This window comes from Anaerolineales bacterium, assembly GCA_003105035.1.
Lineage (GTDB): Bacteria > Chloroflexota > Anaerolineae > Anaerolineales > UBA4823 > FEB-25.
Map to the genome: position 1 here is coordinate 1 of PQAL01000027.1, position 18,714 is coordinate 18,714.

The 18,714-nt window shown below is 48.4% G+C and carries 14 protein-coding genes; all 14 read left to right on the top strand.

Annotated elements, in window-relative coordinates:
* Positions 1-221 precede the first annotated feature (221 nt).
* The 14 genes from C3F13_11210 (at position 222) to C3F13_11275 (ending at position 18,712) form a co-directional block, all read left to right on the top strand.
* Positions 222-1,223, top strand: a complete 1,002-nt coding sequence (locus C3F13_11210; protein ID PWB52326.1) for a hypothetical protein — start codon at positions 222-224, stop codon at positions 1,221-1,223.
* Positions 1,169-3,169, top strand: a complete 2,001-nt coding sequence (gene gyrB / locus C3F13_11215; GenBank protein PWB52327.1) for a DNA topoisomerase (ATP-hydrolyzing) subunit B — start codon at positions 1,169-1,171, stop codon at positions 3,167-3,169. Before C3F13_11210 ends, gyrB begins: the two co-directional genes overlap by 55 nt.
* A 105-nt stretch (positions 3,170-3,274) precedes the next feature.
* Positions 3,275-5,443, top strand: a complete 2,169-nt coding sequence (locus tag C3F13_11220) for a hypothetical protein (protein ID PWB52328.1) — start codon at positions 3,275-3,277, stop codon at positions 5,441-5,443.
* A 230-nt stretch (positions 5,444-5,673) separates the two neighbouring features.
* Complete coding sequence (locus C3F13_11225; GenBank protein PWB52329.1) at positions 5,674-6,558, top strand: bifunctional methylenetetrahydrofolate dehydrogenase/methenyltetrahydrofolate cyclohydrolase FolD; 885 nt, start codon at positions 5,674-5,676, stop codon at positions 6,556-6,558.
* A 135-nt stretch (positions 6,559-6,693) separates the two neighbouring features.
* Positions 6,694-8,088, top strand: a complete 1,395-nt coding sequence (locus C3F13_11230; protein PWB52330.1) for an 8-oxoguanine deaminase — start codon at positions 6,694-6,696, stop codon at positions 8,086-8,088.
* Positions 8,075-9,862: an adenine deaminase gene (gene ade / locus C3F13_11235; protein ID PWB52331.1), complete on the top strand. Its 1,788-nt coding sequence runs from the start codon at positions 8,075-8,077 to the stop codon at positions 9,860-9,862. The genes C3F13_11230 and ade overlap by 14 nt, the downstream gene beginning before the upstream one ends.
* Entirely contained in the window at positions 9,859-10,605 is a 747-nt protein-coding gene (locus tag C3F13_11240) for a hypothetical protein (GenBank protein PWB52332.1), read from the top strand. Before ade ends, C3F13_11240 begins: the two co-directional genes overlap by 4 nt.
* Positions 10,606-10,666: 61 nt before the next feature.
* Positions 10,667-11,617: an aspartate carbamoyltransferase gene (pyrB, locus tag C3F13_11245; protein ID PWB52333.1), complete on the top strand. Its 951-nt coding sequence runs from the start codon at positions 10,667-10,669 to the stop codon at positions 11,615-11,617.
* Between the two features lie 136 nt (positions 11,618-11,753).
* Complete coding sequence (locus C3F13_11250; protein PWB52334.1) at positions 11,754-12,734, top strand: ornithine carbamoyltransferase; 981 nt, start codon at positions 11,754-11,756, stop codon at positions 12,732-12,734.
* Positions 12,735-12,745: 11 nt separating this feature from the next.
* Complete coding sequence (gene arcC / locus C3F13_11255) at positions 12,746-13,708, top strand: carbamate kinase (GenBank protein ID PWB52335.1); 963 nt, start codon at positions 12,746-12,748, stop codon at positions 13,706-13,708.
* A 175-nt stretch (positions 13,709-13,883) separates the two neighbouring features.
* Entirely contained in the window at positions 13,884-15,092 is a 1,209-nt protein-coding gene (locus C3F13_11260) for a BMP family ABC transporter substrate-binding protein (protein ID PWB52420.1), read from the top strand.
* Positions 15,093-15,162: 70 nt separating this feature from the next.
* Positions 15,163-16,671 carry a sugar ABC transporter ATP-binding protein gene (locus C3F13_11265; GenBank protein ID PWB52336.1) on the top strand — a complete coding sequence of 503 codons (1,509 nt, stop codon included), beginning with the start codon at positions 15,163-15,165 and terminating at the stop codon, positions 16,669-16,671.
* Positions 16,664-17,710 carry an ABC transporter permease gene (locus C3F13_11270; GenBank protein ID PWB52337.1) on the top strand — a complete coding sequence of 349 codons (1,047 nt, stop codon included), beginning with the start codon at positions 16,664-16,666 and terminating at the stop codon, positions 17,708-17,710. The genes C3F13_11265 and C3F13_11270 overlap by 8 nt, the downstream gene beginning before the upstream one ends.
* A gap of 3 nt (positions 17,711-17,713) precedes the next feature.
* The gene (locus C3F13_11275; protein ID PWB52338.1) at positions 17,714-18,712 is read left to right on the top strand and encodes an ABC transporter permease; all 999 of its coding nucleotides are present in this window, start codon (positions 17,714-17,716) and stop codon (positions 18,710-18,712) included.
* Positions 18,713-18,714 lie beyond the last annotated feature (2 nt).

Consider the following 18,714-nt stretch of genomic DNA (forward strand, 5'->3'; position numbering starts at 1 on the left):
TTTGACAGAGCGATGACCGTTCGCTAACATTATCTTTTGAATTGACTAGGGGTATTGGTTGCCGTATCAATCCTGATTGGAAGAGCTTTCCACGACGCAGGAATTTAATCAATTGAGTCGCTTCTTGTGAAGCAATCATCTAGAAGCTTAATGCGTGTTGGTGCTTTGGCCAGCTAAACCAATCCAGGCTCACATTCCGATATGGTAAAATGAAATGCCGTATGGATAAAATCGACACACAAATTATGCCGGTTCCACCGAATATGCTTGCATCACTGCGTGCAGGTTTTGATGCTGTGGCGAATAAAATCGCCATCATCCTCATTCCTGTTGGATTGGACTTGCTTCTTTGGTTAGGTCCACATCTACAAATAAAACAGTTACTAACCAGCTATATCAATTTAATCTCTTCATCCACGATCAGCACACTTGAGACTGGCGATGTTGTTGCAAACCTGAAGGATGCGCTGGCGGGTCTTGCATCTCAATTTAACTTGCTCAGTCTCTTACGAACATTTCCGGTGGGTGTGCCAAGCCTCATGGCTTCCAGATCTCCATTGGAAATTCCAATCCGCTTGCCGTTATTTATTGACCTGACCAATCCAATGATTATTGTAGGTATTGTGCTCCTATTAATCCTGATCGGACTGGTGATTGGAAGTTTATACTATATTTTGGTTGCACAAATCTCGCTATATGGAAAAATCGATTTCCACATGTGCATGAGTGATTGGGTGTGGAGCTCAATTCAGGTTTTTAGCCTGGCTTTGGCGATGATCTTATTGTTTATCGTGGTTAGTATTCCATCCAGCTGCCTAATCTCCTCAATTGCGTTATTCGGGATCCCTCTTGGTCAGTTTGCTTTTTTTATGTACTTTGCCATTGTCATCTGGATTGCATTTCCATTAATATTCTCTGCACATGGGATATTCGTGAATCATAACAATGCACTTGCTTCAGTGCAGAGAAGCATGGTCATGACGCGCATGACTTTACCGACAACTGCTCTGTTTCTCCTATCGATTTTGCTCATCAGTGAGGGACTAGATATACTCTGGCGGGTGCCACCAGAAAAATCCTGGCTAACCCTGATTGGACTTGGAGGGCATGCTTTCATAACAAGCGCGCTTTTAGCTGCCAGCTTTATTTATTACCGCGACGCAGACCAATGGACACAAGGGACACTACGGATTTTAAAGTCCCGGCAAGCAACTCTCGTTTAATCGGAAAATACCTGGAGGATCGTGTGGCTGACCAGAAATTACCTGTTTCATATGAAGCAAAGGATATCCAGGTATTGGAAGGGCTTGAAGCAGTCCGCCGGCGGCCTGGCATGTATGTTGGCGGGACGGATATTAAAGCCCTCCACCACCTGGTTTACGAGGTAGTTGATAATTCCATTGATGAAGCACTCGCGGGAGTCTGTGATCGGATCCAGGTGATCATCAATCCAGACAGCAGCGTGACCGTTATTGACAATGGACGCGGTATCCCAGTGGATATGCATCCAACGATGAAGAAATCGGCGCTAGAAGTGGTCATGACCGTGCTGCATGCCGGGGGAAAATTCGGTGGTGGGAGTTATAAAGTTTCCGGTGGCCTTCATGGGGTAGGTGTGTCGGCTGTCAATGCCCTGTCGGAGTGGTGCGAAGTTGAAGTGCGGCGGGATGGCAAGCGGTATTTTCAACGTTATGAACGAGGCTACCCGACTGGTCCGATCTCAGAAATTGGGAAATCGTCTCCGAAAGAAACTGGCACAAAGACAACTTTTAAATTCGACCCAGATATTTTTAAGGGTGACCTGGATTACCGGTTTGACACACTTTCTCAAAGATTCCGAGAGATGGCTTTTGTCACCCGGGGTGTGACGATCTACTTCAAAGACGCACGGGTAGGCCATGAAATGACCTTCTATTTTGAAGGCGGCATCACTTCATTCGTCAGGTATTTAAACCGCAATCGTGATGTCCTGCACCCGGTGGTACATGCGGAGAAAGAGATCGAGGGGATCACCATTGATGCGGCAATCCAGTACACCGAGTCTTATGCGGAGTCGGTCTATTCATTTGCCAACACGATCAACACCATCGATGGCGGCACGCACCTGACCGGTTTACGCGCTGCGGTCACCCGTACAATAAACGATTATGCTCGCCGCAACGGGTTACTCAAAGATGCGGATCCAAATTTCACTGGGGATGATACGCGGGAAGGCCTGACTGCGATCATCAGTATCAAGCATCCTGATCCGCAATTTGAGAGCCAAACGAAAGTGAAATTAATGAACCCTGAAGCCCAGACCCTCACCCAGCAGGTAGTTGGCGACAGGTTCAGTACGTTTCTGGAGGAAAACCCATCAGCAGGAAAGGCGATTGTCCAGAAGTGCCTAACCTCTGCCCGGGCGCGGGATGCCGCCAAAAAGGCACGCGACCTGGTTATCCGTAAATCTGCTCTGGAGAGTTTGACCCTACCTGGGAAACTTGCTGACTGTTCGGAGAGGGATCCGGAAAAGACTGAGTTGTATCTGGTCGAAGGTGAATCGGCAGGTGGATCAGCCAAGCAAGGGCGTGACCGGCATTTTCAGGCGGTTCTGCCATTGCGTGGCAAGATCTTGAACACTGAACGGGCCCGACTGGATAAAATCCTGGCGAACAATGAAGTGAAAGCGCTGATTTCTGCCCTGGGTACTGGAATCGGTGATAATTTTGATATCTCTGGATTACGCTATGGTCGCGTGATCGTGATGACCGATGCTGATGTGGATGGCAGCCATATCCGAACTCTATTACTGACATTTTTCTTTCGTTTTATGCCAACTTTAATTGAAGAAGGGCACCTTTATATTGCGCAACCACCTTTGTATAGGATCGCATATAAAAATCAGGTAAAGTTTGCGTACGTTGACGCACAAAAAGATGCGATTATGAAAGAACTAGGGGTCTCAGCTGACCGGATCTCCCTCCAGAGATATAAGGGCTTGGGTGAAATGAACCCTGAACAGCTTTGGGATACAACCATGGATCCTACGGTCCGCACGTTGTTGCTGGTTACCATCGATGACGCAGCGGAAGCAGACCGTACATTTGATATGCTGATGGGCTCGGCGGTTCCCCCACGCCGCAGGTTCATCCAGACCCATGCCCGGGATGTAAAAAACCTGGATATATAACCTCCCGGACCGAATATGGTCATTGCCCGAAATCAGGTGTTTTACTGCTGAATAATTATATTTGTGCCTATTCCAGAATACCTGTGCTAACGTATAATTAGCTAAATGGCTTTGGAACCTGGCTCACTGCTTAATAATCGCTACCGCATTGTTGAAGTGCTTGGACAAGGGGGAATGGCGGCAGTTTATAAAGCCATCGATGAAAACCTGGGAGTTGAGGTAGCAGTAAAGGAAAACCTCTTCACTACAGAGGAATTCGCCCGACAGTTCCGTTTAGAAGCGACAATCTTAGCCAGCCTGCGTCAATCCAACCTGCCCCGAGTGTCTGATCACTTTGTGATTGAGCCACAGGGGCAGTATCTAGTCATGGATTTTATTGAAGGTGAAGACCTGCGCCAACGGGTTGACAGGTTAGGTTGTTTACCAGAACAAGAGGTGATCGTCCTCGGGGTCGCGATCTGTGATGCGACATCCTATATGCATACACGCCAACCAATGATCCTGCATCGCGACATCAAACCTGGGAATGTTCGCATCACGCCGCATGGACATATTTATCTGGTGGATTTCGGACTGGCAAAGGTTGTAGAAGGGCGCGAAGCAACCCACACAGGGGCGCGAGCGATGACACCAGGTTATTCACCACCGGAACAGTATGGTACGGCGCGGACAGATCCACGTTCAGATATCTATTCCTTAGGAGCTACCCTCTACTGTGCGCTGACCAATGCCCTACCTGAAGATGGCCTTGACCGGGCGATGAAGCGAGTGGGCCTGACACCTATTCAGAAACATAACCCGAAGATATCCGATACACTTGCCAGGATCATTGAAAAATGCCTGGAAATCCAGCCTCAGGACAGGTACCAAACGGCAGATGAACTTCGTTATGACCTGATGGAAGCCAGGAGCATCTCACGTAGGAAATTGCCCCTTGAATTAGTACTGCAACCCCCACCAATCACCTTGCACGATCGGCTGCCTGAAGGAAAGCGCGGCAATCAACCTGCCCAAGCCTCCGGAAAGCCTGGGGAGGTTGGTGGAAAAAAAGTTTCCACCCAGCCGCTTGAATTGGAACGAGGAGACTCACGTTCAGCAAATATCGGATCGAAAAAAGGCCGGCGCTCGAGGTGGCTGCTCTTAATGTTTTTCCCACTAATCTTGTTAGGTGGGATAGCAACCTATATCATTAATCCGGGAATGGTAACGCAAGCAATCGGACAGTTTTTTCCTCAGAACAGTCCCACTTACACACCACTAAGTATTACACCAACTGGCACTTCAATTCCCCTGGTGGTTATTGAATCAAAAACTCCTACGCCTACTTTTACACCGACAAGTACAATTACCATCGTTCCAACAGCTACATATTCAGCTACCCCGAGTCCATCTCCGACAATAACGAATACACCCCTTCCAACCCCAATTGGAGGCTCAGACCAAATTGCCTTTACGACTAACCGAAGTGGTGCAGTTGAGATATGGCTGATGAACAATGATGGTAGTGAGATAAAGCAAGTAACCAATATCCCTGAAGGGGCCTGTCAGCCTCGCTGGTCTCCTGATGGGTTGAGGTTAGTATTCATCTCCCCTTGCATAAGGCAACAAAGCTATTACCCTGGCGCAAGCTTATTCTTGATCAATGCAGATGGATCAGGCCTGACGCCTCTGCCCAACGTCCCCGGAGGGGATTATGATCCAAGCTGGTCACCGGACGGTAAGCATATTGCTTTTACATCGCTACGCAACAATGGTGTTCCGGGAATTTATGTTATTAATTTAGAGACAAATTCTGTGACTTCACTCTTCGATGATGAAACCAGGGCCATCTACCAACCGGCCTGGTCCCCCAACGGGCAGGAAATCGCTTATGTCAATAGCGATAACCGGATTGGTGTCATGGATGTGAATGGTGAGAACAGGCATGGTCTTACGGTAGGCGGTGGTGATTACAGAGTGAGTAGTCCCTCATGGTCACCAGATGGTTCGGTTGTTATCTTCTCGACCTCGGTTCTATCGGATACGACAGGAGCAACCACGTTGATAGCGGTGCCGTATACCCTGACCGGAGCAATGCCGGTAAGTGTGCCAAATTCTCTGCTGATCACCGACGCAAGTTACTCTATCGATGGATACTGGTTGTTATTTACCAGCTGGTATTCGGGGAATCATGAGATCTCAGTGATGCGGCCCAACGGTGTTGATCGACATGCCATCCTGATAGATCCAGCATATGATTTTGACCCAGCTTGGAGACCGAATCCAGTTAAATGACCATTCACCTCCATTGTATTAAGGGGAAATCTTTTGGGGAGCGTAAGCTCCTGATTCTCACCAGGTTTATATACTACAGAAAACAATAAGATCGGCTTTATTCCTTGAATTTAGGACTAATGATACTTGTAAATTTCCCTGTTTTCATGGATAATGAACTACGTATTCCATCAGAACAATTTCATTCCAATTAAATACAACGGCCACTATATCTAGTAGAAGGAGTGATTATGACAGCGCAAATCATTGATGGGAAGGCAATTTCAGAAAAGTTACTCACTGAAATTGCTGCAGATGTACAGGCTATGGTCAAGAATGGACTACCCTGCCCCGGCCTCGCAGCAGTATTAGTGGGTGAAAATCCGGCATCACAGCAATATGTAAGCATGAAGCGGAAAACCTGTGCAAAATATGGGCTTGAGTCCTATGGATATGTCCTACCAAAGACAGCCACCCAGGCTGAAGTGGAGGGGTTGGTCAAGGAGCTGAATGCAGATCCAAAAGTGAATGGGATCTTAGTTCAACTTCCCTTGCCCGATCATCTGGATGATGAAAAAATCCTTAATTCCATCAGCGTTGAAAAAGATGTAGACGGATTCCATCCAATCAACATTGGCCGGTTAGCCCAAAAAGGTCGCGAGCCATTATTTGTACCCTGCACACCTGATGGATGTATATATCTGATCGACCAAACCGGTTTTAATCTCAAAGGAGCAAATGCGGTCGTTTTAGGGCGATCAAACATCGTGGGGATGCCTGTCGCACTCTTACTGGTGAAGCGTGATGCAACTGTCACGATTTGCCATTCACGATCAAAAGACCTCCCCAGCATCTGCCGCAGTGCTGACGTATTGATCGCTGCGGTCGGTAGACCAGAAATGGTGAAAGCCGATTGGATCAAGCCTGGTGCAGTGGTGATTGACGTTGGAACCAACCGGGTGGATGATCCCACCACAGAAAAAGGTTACCGCCTGGCAGGCGACGTAGCATTCAACGAAGCCAAGGAAGTCGCAGGTTGGATCTCACCGTATCCCGGTGGCGTGGGGCCGATGACGATCACCATGCTGCTGCGTAACACCGTCAGGGCAGCCAAGATCCAGGCAAAAACTCTTTAAAAATTAATTAACGACTGCAGATCATTCCTGCAGTCGTTTTTTCTTGGAAAAAGTTGTCTGACAATTGACAAGTAGATAAATATTTGCTAAACTTATTTGTCTGACAACTTACGTCCAAAGAGCATAATTAGGTAGATCATGGGCACATTATTAGTTCGTAATGCTGAAATTTTGGTAACGATGGATGAGCAGAGGAGGGAAATCCGCCAAGGGGGACTGTTCATAAGGGATGGTTTCATTGAGCAAGTTGACGCAACCGAGCACCTCCCACAAACTGCCGACGAAATCCTGGATCTGCGAGACCATATTATCCTGCCTGGTTTAATTAACACTCACCACCATTTTTATCAAACTCTTACCCGGGTAGTCCCTGCTGCTCAAAATGCGAATTTATTCAACTGGCTAAAAACACTTTATCCGATTTGGGGCAGGATGACACCTCAAGATATTTTCATATCCACGCAGGCTGCTCTGGCAGAGTTAGCGTTATCCGGCTGTACGACAGCCTCTGACCACCTGTATATCTTCCCAAACGGATCAAAACTGGATGATGAAATTGAAGCAGCAAAAGAAATCGGACTGCGTTTGCATGCATCGCGCGGGTCCATGAGCCTGGGAGAAAGTAAAGGTGGTTTACCGCCAGATCGTGTTGTGGAAGATGAAGGATTTATCTTAAAAGACTCACAGCGACTAATTGAACGCTATCACGACCCGAAACCCGGTGCGATGATCCAGATCGTGATCGCCCCATGCTCGCCATTCAGCGTGACAGGTGATTTAATGCGATCAAGTGCAGCTTTGGCACGCCAGTATCGGGTGCAGCTGCATACCCACCTTGCTGAAACCCAAGATGAAGAAGTATTTTGTTTGCAAAAATTTGGTGAACGTCCGGTTGAGCTAATGGATAGGTATGAATGGATCAACCGTGACGTCTGGTTTGCACACTCCGTACATGTTAATGAAGGTGAGATCAAAGTTTATGCCGATCACGGGTGCGGAGTGGCGCACTGCCCAACCTCAAACATGCGCCTGGCATCGGGCATTGCACCAGTTATGGCCATGTTGCAGGCTGGGGTAAAACTCGGTCTAGGTGTAGATGGCTCGGCAAGCAATGACGGCTCTAACTTACTTGAGGAAACTCGGCAGGCATTACTGGCTGCCAGGGTAAAAGCAGGGCTGGCTGGCGCTTCAAAGTCCAGCGAGACAAGCTCACCCTTAATGACCGCCCGGCAGGCGCTTGAGATAGCTACCCTCGGGGGGGCGAGTGTATTGGGGCGCCCTGATCTGGGGTCCCTCGAAGTGGGAAAGTGTGGAGACTTCTTCGCCATCAACCTGAAGAGACTGGAATATGCTGGTGCATTGCATGATCCGATCTCTGCTATTGTTTTTTGTGCGCCAGTAAAAGTGGATTATACGATTGTTCATGGAAGAGTGGTTGTGAATCAAGGTGAGCTGGCAGGATTGGACTCTCATAAACTAATCGAAAAGCACAATCAAGCTGCCTGGAGGCTGGTAAATGGGAATAATTAGCTCAACAATCAGCAAGTCATTGGTCGATGTTGCCATGGGTAAGGTTCCTGCAGATTTGGTTATCCGTAATGGCTGTTGGGTATGCGTCCAATCTGCGGAAGTTCTCCCAAATACAGATATTGCGATAAAAGATGAACGTATCGCGTATGTCGGTGAAAATGCCGGGCACACAATTGGTGAACATACCCAGGTGATTGATGCGAAGGACAGGTTCCTGGTGCCAGGGTTGCTCGATGGCCATATGCATGTCGAATCTGGAATGCTAACGGTCACTGAATTTGTGCGCGCAGTAATCCCGCATGGTACGACTGGTATGTTCATAGATCCCCATGAGATCGCCAATGTCTTTGGATTGGAAGGTGTACGATTGATGGTGGAGGAAGCAGCCTGCCAACCAATCCATGTATGGGTGCAGATGCCATCTTGTGTGCCGTCAGCGCCAGGTTTGGAGACGCCTGGAGCAACTCTTGGCCCGCGTGAAGTTGCCGAAGCGATGAGCTGGGAGGGGGTTGTCGGTCTGGGGGAGGTGATGAATTTCCCTGGAGTGTTTTTAAACGATGACAAGATGCATGCTGAAATGGCAGAAGCCCGAAAAGCCGGCAAGGTGATTGGCGGTCATTACGCCAGCCCCGATTTAGGCCTGCCTTTCCATGGTTATGTGGCTGGGGGGCCGCAGGATGATCATGAAGGGACACGCCTGGAAGATGCCCTGGAAAGGGTCCGTCAGGGGATGAAACCCATGTTGCGTTTTGGCTCTGCCTGGCACGATGTTGAGGCACAGATCAAAGCTGTTACTGAGCATAAAGTAGATCCAAGGCACTTCATTTTGTGCACGGATGACTCTCACTGTGAAACACTGGTTGATGAAGGGCATGTAAACCGTGCTGTAAAAGAAGCAATTGCACATGGCCTCGACCCACTGACTGCCATCCAGATGGTCACGCTTAACCCTGCGGAACATTTCGGTGTAACACAAGATGTGGGTTTGATTGCCCCAGGTCGATACGGCGATGTGCTGATTGTAGATAAACTTGAAACCCTGGATGTAAAAGCGGTAGTAGCCAAGGGTAAACTTATTTGCACAGATGGTGATGTACTGGTCGATTTGCCCCAATATCAATACCCCGCCTGGGCTATTGCATCGGTGCATCTGGGACATGAACTACAGGCAAAAGATTTCAGCTTACCTGCGGCAAAGGATGGAACCCATCAAGCCCAAGTGATCGGAGTAATCGAGAACCAGGCACCCACCAGGCATCTCCGAATGCAGGTTGAGGTAACATCAGGTGAAGTGCAGATTGATCCACAAATGGATATTGCTAAATTGGCAGTGGTCGAACGCCATCAAGGCACAGGGCGAGTACAGGTTGGCCTGGTGCATGGTTTTGGATTTACCACCTCTTGTGCCATCGCTACAACAGTTGCCCACGACTGCCATCAGATGATTGTAGTTGGGACGAGCGATGTTGAAATGGCGGTCGCTGCCAACCAGCTTCGGGCAATCGGTGGTGGCCAGGTGGTGATCCGAGATGGTCAGGTGATCGGGCAAGTGGAGCTTCCGATTGCCGGGCTGATGTCTGGCGAACGCGCTGATATTGTCGCGAAGAAAGCAAGGACAGTGTTGGAGGGTTTTAAGACTTGTGGATGCCAGCTCAATAATCCTAATATGCAATTGAGCCTGTTAGCGCTGGTGGTCATCCCAGAGTTACGACTTTCGGATCTGGGTCTGCTGGATGTCACTAAGTTCCAGTTTATTCCCGTCATCGATGGATGAGGATATTTGAGATGGCAAAAAATGGTGTCTCCACTTCACAACGCCTGCATGAAGCGCTTGGACGGATCATCGCCGATACCCCGCCGGGTGACAGGTTACTGACGGAGCCGCAATTAGCCCGCCAATTGAACGTATCAAGGGCAACGTTGCGAGAGGCCATGCGGACATTTGAGACTCAAGGTTTGATCTATCGTCATCAAGGCTCGGGCACCTATGTGATCCATCCTTCCCAGGTGATCGACACTGGATTGGAAGTATTGGAAAGCATTGAAACGCTATCAAATCGGATAGGATTGCAGGTTTCGATGGGAGAGTTGGTCATTGAGCATTGCCCTGCAAATGAAGAATGTGCTCAAGCTTTGTCAGCAGATATAAACGAACCAATCCTCCGTGTGTCACGCATCATCAAAGCTGAAGGTCGGCCTGTTGCCTATCTCATTGATGTCATCCCCGATGATATCCTGACACCCGAAGAGCTGGAGCATGGATTTACGGGCTCGATGTTGGATCTGTTGCTTCGTCGGGGAGCTCCGCCGTTGGGATCGTCGCGATGTGAAATCAACGCCGATACGGCCAAATCAGAGGTAGCCAAAGCACTGCGAATTCAACGAGGGGATGTGTTGCTGCGATTTATTGCATATTTGTACAGTACAAACGGAAGGGTGGTGGATTACTCATATAGTTATTTCCTGCCTGGGTATTTCAACTTTCATATCATCAGACGGGTAGGCCTGAGTCTTTAATGAATTGCGTATAGACATTAATCAAATAAATATATTTTCAAACAAAAAAGGAGAGATAAAAATGCGTAGTTTTTTAGGTAGAGACATCCTGTCACTGAAAAATTTTGGCAGGGAAGAGTATTTCAGGGTATTCGAAGCGGCTGACGAGCTGCTACCATTTGCCAGAGATCGTCGAAACTCCGACATGCTCAAAGATAAAACCCTGGTGACTGCTTTTTACCAACCGAGCACCCGAACCAGGTTAGCCCATGAGGCTGCAATGCACCGCCTCGGTGGGCACGTGTTGGGTTTTTCAGATGTCAAAAACACCCGCGCAGGAGATTTTTACCAGGAATCGATCAAGGACACCGTGCGCATGCTTGAGTTCTATGGCGATGTCATGGTAATGCGACACTTCCAGCAAGGTGCTCCACATGAAGCCGCGAAATGGGCAAGCATCCCCGTGATCAATGCGGGGGATGGCTGGGGCGAGCATCCTACCCAGGTACTCACCGACTTGTATACCATTATGACTGAAAAAGGTACATTGGACGGCTTAAACTTCCTGTTGATTGGCGATATGCGCATGCGAACAATGCACAGTATTTCTTATGCCATGTCACAATTTGATATCAACGCATTTTATGTATCGCCACCTGAGATGAGTCTGACTGAAGATTTCAAAAAGGAATTGAATGATTTGAATCTCAGCTATACGGAGATTGAGCATGTCGAACAGGCCATCGCTGAAGCGGATGTAATCTACATGGAACCTGTAGTTCAACCAGATTATACGAAGGCACGTGATGAGCGTGGCGCAACGATTGGACTTACACCAGATAATTACAAAGTGACCAGAGAACTTATGCGAAAAGCCCGGCAAGATTCGATTATCCTGCATTCGTTACCGCGCATGGATGAGTTATCCGTAGAAGTCGATGACACCCGCCACCAGCGATATTGGGTTGAGGCATTCAATGGTGTGGTGATTCGCATGGCGCTGTTGGCTTTAGTCCTGGGTGCAATGGAGTAAATACAGATGGGTGCTTCGTCCAATATGAAGCACCCATTTTATTATTACTCCTCATAATCCGCATCATTTGAGTACTATCGTTCATCATTTTTTATAATGTAGGTTACGTTGACTGACACAGTATGGAGAGTGATATATGCAAACAGATTTACGAAATCGTGACTTGATTGGCGACCTGGATTTCTCGAAGGAAGAAGTTGAGACCGTTCTTGAGGTTGCCTTTGACCTCAAACGGAAACGTGCATTAGGAGAACCTCATGCATATTTACGGGATAAAGTCCTGGCGATGTTATTCTTCTTTTCGTCCACCCGTACGCGTGGTTCTTTCGAAGCTGGAATGGCTCAATTAGGTGGTCATGCAGCATTTATCGAGAGCAAAACGACCCAAATTGCCCATGGCGATACTCCTAAGGAAATTGGCGAGATCTTTGGGCGCTACTTTGATGGCATTGCAATCCGGCATGTTGACTGGCAGATCGGGAACGGTTACCTGAATGCTGTAGCCAAAGCTTCCAGGGTACCCATCCTAAATATGCAATGCGACATTTACCATCCTTTCCAGTGCCTGGCCGACCTGATGACGATCATAGAGAAGAAAGGTCGTGATTTACGCCGGAAGAAAATGGTGGTTAGCTGGGCATACGCAGCCTCTTACCAAAAGCCCATGTCGGTTCCACAGTCGCTTGTGCTCCAGATGCCTCGCTTCGGATTGGATGTTGTGCTCGCCCATCCGCCTGAATTCAGGCTGATGCCTGAAATTATAGATCAGGCTCAGGAGCAAGCTAAAAAATTTGGCACTGGGTTTGAGGTGATAGAGGATATGGAAGCTGCATTTACGGATGCAGACATCATCTATGCCAAATCATGGGGTGCGATGGTACATACGCCCGATGCGAACGAGGGTGCTAAAATTATCGAGAAGTATAAGCACTGGATCACGGACGAGCGGAAAATGGCACTGGCTAAACGTGATGCAATTTACATGCATCCACTTCCCGCGGATCGGAACATTGAAGTCACCGATGAGGTAATCGATGGCACCCAGTCAGTTGTCTATGATGAAGCTGAGAATCGGATGCATGCACAAAAAGCTGTCATGGCTTTGACCATGAAATGATGAGGGTAAAAATGAGCGAGAATCAACGGAAAATCGCAGTCGTTGCCATCGGTGGTAATTCACTGATCAAGGATGAGAAGCATAAGTCGGTTGAAGACCAGTACCTGGCAGCCAAGGAATCCACCTTCCATATCGCAGACATGATCGAAGCGGGATGGGATGTGGCAATCGGGCATGGTAATGGACCGCAAGTCGGGTTTATCCTGCGAAGGTCAGAAATTGCTGCCCGTGTGGAAGGGATGCACGAGATTCCCCTGGATGTATGCGGCGCCGACAGCCAGGGAGCAATAGGGTATGCCCTGCAACAAACCCTGCAAAATGAGCTATACAAGCGGGGCATTCAAAAGAACGTTGCCACGGTGATTACACAGGTGCTGGTCGATCGGAATGACAAAGCCTTCCAGAATCCATCAAAACCCATTGGCGGTTTCATGGACGAGCCTGAAGCAAAACGCAGGGCAAGGGATATGGATTGGTCTGTCGTGGAAGATGCCGGCCGAGGCTGGCGCCGGGTGGTCGCTTCACCTCTTCCTAAAGAAGTCGTCGAGCTTGAGACGGTCAAGGTGCTGGTAAATGCAGGTGTGGTGGTAATCACGGTTGGTGGTGGTGGTATACCAGTAATCGATACGGACGATGGGGAATATCACGGCGTAGCCGCGGTGATCGATAAGGATTATGCAAGCAGCCTGCTTGCCAGGGCGATCCATGCAGATTTATTCTTGATTTCAACTGCAGTCGAAAAAGTGGCTATAAATTTTGGAAAACCCGATCAAAAATGGCTGGACCGCATGACCTTAGCTGAAGCAAAACAGTACCTTGCTGAAGGAACTCACTTTGCGAAGGGTTCAATGGCACCCAAAATCCAGGCCATTCTCTGGTATCTGGAAGCTGGTGGCAAGCAAGCATTGATCACCAATCCTGAAAATATTGGCCGGGCATTACGTGGTGAAACGGGTACCTGGATTGTGCCTTAAGATACAATTGTAGTGTAAAATTGTCGATGAGCAATCAACAATTCGATGGTCTTACTTGAATCTTATCTAAGGAGGTAGTGGATTGCGATATTAATCTCCAGTGTATCCCATATCCAACATATTTATCTTATTAGCTTCATATTAAGGAGGAGTGTGTATGTCTAAAAATAAAACAATGATATTGATTTCTGCAATGATCGTTTTTGTAATGATCTTCACTGCCTGCCAAACCGCCACGACGGCTCCAGTGGAGACTGCTGCCCCTACGACTGCCCAGACATTTACCTTTGGCATACTCATGGTTGGCCCATACAATGACCATGGTTGGAGTGAAGCTCACTACGCTGCTGGGAAGTACGTCGAAGAAAAACTACCCGGCGCGAAAATGATCTATGTGGACAAGGTGAACACAGCTGATCGGCCTGGGACAACCCCTGCCCAGCTGGCTGAGGACTTGCTAAATCAAGGCGCACAACTCGTCATCTTCAACTCAGATGATATGAAGGATAGTGCCACTGAGTTTGCCAAGAACCATCCAGACATCCCGGTCATCATGGCGTCGGGAGATCAGTCCTGGAAGGAAGGCGAAGCGTATGTTGATCTGCCTAAGATGGTCAACATCATGGGTCGCATGGAATATGGCAAGATGATGGCTGGATGCGTAGCTGCATTGACGACCAAAACTGGAAAGATTGGTTACCTCGGTCCATTAATCAATGATGAAACCCGCCGCCTTGCCTCCTCCGCATATCTTGGGGCTAAGTACTGCTGGACGGACTACATGGGCAAAGATGCGGCTGAGCTAAGCTTCAAGGTTACCTGGATCGGGTTCTGGTTCAACATCCCAGGTGTGACCTCAGACCCAACACAGGTGGCGGATGACTTTTTCAACAGTGGATATGATGTAGTCATCTCCGGAATCGACACTACAGAAGCTGTCGCAGAAGCTAAAAAGCTAACCACTGCGGATAAACCTGCTTGGGCGATCCCGTACGATTATAAAGGCTCCTGTGAAGAAGGCGCTGAGATTTGTCTCGGGGTACCGTACTTTAACTGGGGTCCCTCTTATTTGAAGTATATCAAACTGGCTGTTGAGGGTAATTTTGCCTCTGCATTTGAGTGGAATGGACCTGATTGGAGTAACATCAATAATCCTGATACATCAGCCGTTGGTTTTGAGAAGGGTGCGGCATTGAGCGCGGAAGCTGGCACGCAGCTGGATAAATTTATCGGCGAGCTTGCCGGAGGCCTCAATTTATGGAAAGGTCCTTTGAACCTGCAGGATGGTACTGCTTATCTCAATGATGGTGAAGTGGCCACTGACCAGCAGGTTTGGTATCTGCCACAATTGCTGGAAGGTATGGAAGGACAAAGCGTTCCATAGAAAGACATAGCATTTGACCAGGAAGGCAGGATTATGAGAATCCTGCCTTCCTTGCCTATTTGGACAGGATATGATCGTCGAAACCAAAGCAATTAACAAGACTTTTGGGGTAGGACCTGGTGCTGTTCATGCCAACCGGGATATTACGCTTACCATTCCTGCTGGAACGATCTATGGCATTTTAGGGGAAAATGGGGCAGGGAAAAGCACGTTAATGAAAATTTTGTCTGGATTTATCCAGGCAGACAGCGGGCAAATCCTATTGGATGGGCAAGCTGCTCCAATACACTCTCCCACAGATGCAATTAAATTCGGGATTGGGATGCTGCACCAAGATCCTTTGGATTTTCCACCAATGCGGGTGATCGATAATTTTATTCTTGGGCATCCAGGAAAATTTGTCCCTGAGCAGGGGAAAATTAAAGCCGAGCTGCTGGGTATGGAAGAACGCTTCGGATTTGACATTGCTCCAGATGCCTTTGTGGATGCGCTTACCGTGGGAGAACGGCAGCAGCTAGAGATCATGCGCCTGCTATGGATGGGCGTCCAGGTGCTCATCCTGGATGAACCTACGACGGGGATCAGCGCACCCCAAAAAGAGGTTTTATTTGCCACTCTCCGCCGCTTGGCCGAAGATGGCAAAACGATCATCTTCGTTTCTCACAAACTTGAAGATGTTGAGATATTGTGCCATAAAGTATCCGTTTTCAGGCAGGGTATTTTTATTGGTGAGATGGCACCACCCTTTGTGACCTCAAAATTAGTGTCGATGATGTTTAACAAAGAAATAACCCTGGGAGAGCGGCAATCTTGCATCTCAGGTGATGTTGCTCTCACAATCAAGTCATTAAAAATGGAAGATTATCGCTTGAATATTAATTTGGGGGACCTTGATCTCCGCTCTGGAGAAGTGATTGGCTTGGCTGGCATGGAAGGCAGTGGACAGGCTTTGTTCCTGCGGACATGTGCAGGCCTGGTCAGGCCAGTGGGTGGAAAGCTGATGCTTGGAGCGAAAGATCTCACCGGTAAACCTTACCGTGCCTTTCTGGATAATAATATTGCATTTCTGCCTGCATCACGTCTCGAAGAAGGGCTCGTCCCCGGGATGACACTGACCGAGCATTTCCTCCTGGCTGAAGGGCAAAGGGGTTACTTCCTTGATCTGGAATATGGACGGACTCTCGCCGATGAGCGGATAAAGGAGTTTAACATCAAAGGAGCACCGTCTACTCCGGTTGAGTCATTATCTGGAGGAAACCAGCAACGTGCATTGCTTGCCTTGCTAAAAACGCCATTATCATTATTGCTTTTAGAGCATCCAACCCGGGGTCTGGATATTGAATCGTCTATCTATATTTGGGGCAAGCTTAAAGAACGTTGCGCACAAGGTACAGCAATTATCTTCATCTCAGCTGACCTCGAGGAAATCCTACAATACAGCGATCGCATCCTGGTTTTCTTTAGTGGTAAAGTATCGCCTGCCCTGGATGCAGCACTCACAGACGTGAACCAGCTTGGGCAGATCATTGGTGGGAAAGGCTGGGAATCGATCCCTCAAATGGTGGGAAATTATGAGTAAGAGCCGCAAGATTTTGCTGGATATCGGTTTTCAGCTTTTGGGAGTATTACTGGCTGTACTCTTTACTACATTGATCCTATTATTCACCGGGGCACCACCTTTGCAGACTTACAAGCTGATCATCACTGGTGCTTTTAGCTCGTTGAACAGTATTTCCAATGATTTTGTGGTGTGGGTTCCGCTAATTCTGGCAACCGTGGGCCTACTGGTCACATTTTCCGCGGGACTTTGGAATATCGGCATTGAGGGGCAGATCACACTGGGTGCGATCTTTACCACCGGGTTAATCCGCATGCTTCTAGACACATCTGTGCCCCCGCTGTTGATCATCTTCTTGAGCATCCTGGCTGGAATGCTTGGTGGGGCGATATGGGCTACTCTCGCTGGCGCATTAAAGACATTTGGTGGTGTGAACGAAATATTTGGAGGTCTGGGTTTAAACTTCGTCGCCACAGCATTCACTCTCTGGCTTATCTTTGGCCCCTGGCAACGGCCAGGTGTGGGTTCAATGAGTGGTACTGAGCCATTCCCGGAATCATTATGGCTGCCTCAATTACCGGGCCTGCGTATGAGCCTGTGGTCTCTCCTGTTGGGAATCCTGGCTGTTGTAATAATATACATGATGCTGCGTAGTACTTATTTTGGGTTGAAACTCAAAGCAGTCGGTAAAAATATCCGCGCTGCCTTCCTGCTTGGAGTGCCAACCTGGCAGTACATGATGCTGTCTTTCATCGTTTGTGGATTGTTCGCCGGCTTAGCTGGTGCGATTCAAGTGGTAGCGGTTTATCACCGGCTGATACCATCCATATCAAGTGGCTATGGTTTTCTTGGTCTCCTGGTGGCAATGCTGGTCAATTACCAGGCTATTTGGGCAGCTTTCATCGCCTTCTTTTACGCTGCCTTGAATATCGGGGCAATCCAGCTGCCAATTGTGCTTAAATTGGATTCCACATTGTCGGGCATTCTCCAGGGGATGTTGGTGTTGTTCGTCTTAATCGTCGATGGTGTCAGACAACGGTTATTAAAGAAGCGAGTTTGATACATGGCAGATAATATCATCTTGATTGGTTTAGCTGGAGTTTTGACTGCCGCAGCACCGATATTGTTTGCAGTGATCGGTGAGACGATTTCCGAACGCGCTGGGGTAATCAATCTATCGGTTAATGGACTAATCCTTCTGGCAGCCATGGCGGGTTTTGCCGTCGCAGTAAACACCACCAACCTGATTCTAGGATTTTTAGCCGGGATGGTGGTGGGAGGGCTGGTGGCACTTGTTGTTGCCTTTTGCAGCATTACCCTGCACCAGTCGCAAGTAGCCGTTGGATTCGTGTTGGCGTTACTGTGCAGAGATCTGGCGTACTTCCTTGGTAATCCGTATATGGGGCTACCAGGACCACGTCTGTCTTCCTTGCATATACCGGTATTGGAAAACATTCCGATTCTTGGGCCTTTTTTATTCCGGCAAGATATAATTACCTATCTCAGCATCTTGTTGGTCATAGCCGCATATATTTTCATATATAAAACGCGTCCAGGGTTGATCCTACGTGGGATCGGTGAACGACCCAGTGCGGCGTTTGCCCGCGGTGCGAATGTGAATCGCTTGCGGTATGTCTATACCGTAATCGGTGGTATGCTCGTCGGCATGGCTGGGCCGGTTTATTCATTGAGTGTAAAGGCCGGTTGGAAGGGCACCATTTCGGGATTGGATGGTTTAGGTTGGATTGCCCTATCGATAACTATTTTCGGTGGTTGGAACCCAATCCGGGCTGCCTTTGGTGCATACTTGTTCGCATTTTTACAATGGTTTGGTCTTTACCTTCAACCTCAGATGCCCAATATCCCATCGCAGGTACTTCAAGTGGCTCCTTTCCCGCTCATGATCCTGACGTTGCTATTTGTGAATATCGGCAACACCGAATGGGTTAATCGCATGCTGGCAGGTTTGAACGAACCTACCAGGCGGTTTATATCGCGCATATTACGTTCTCTTAGCGCAAAACCACCTGCCTCACTCGGAGTGCCATTTGACCAGGAATAAGA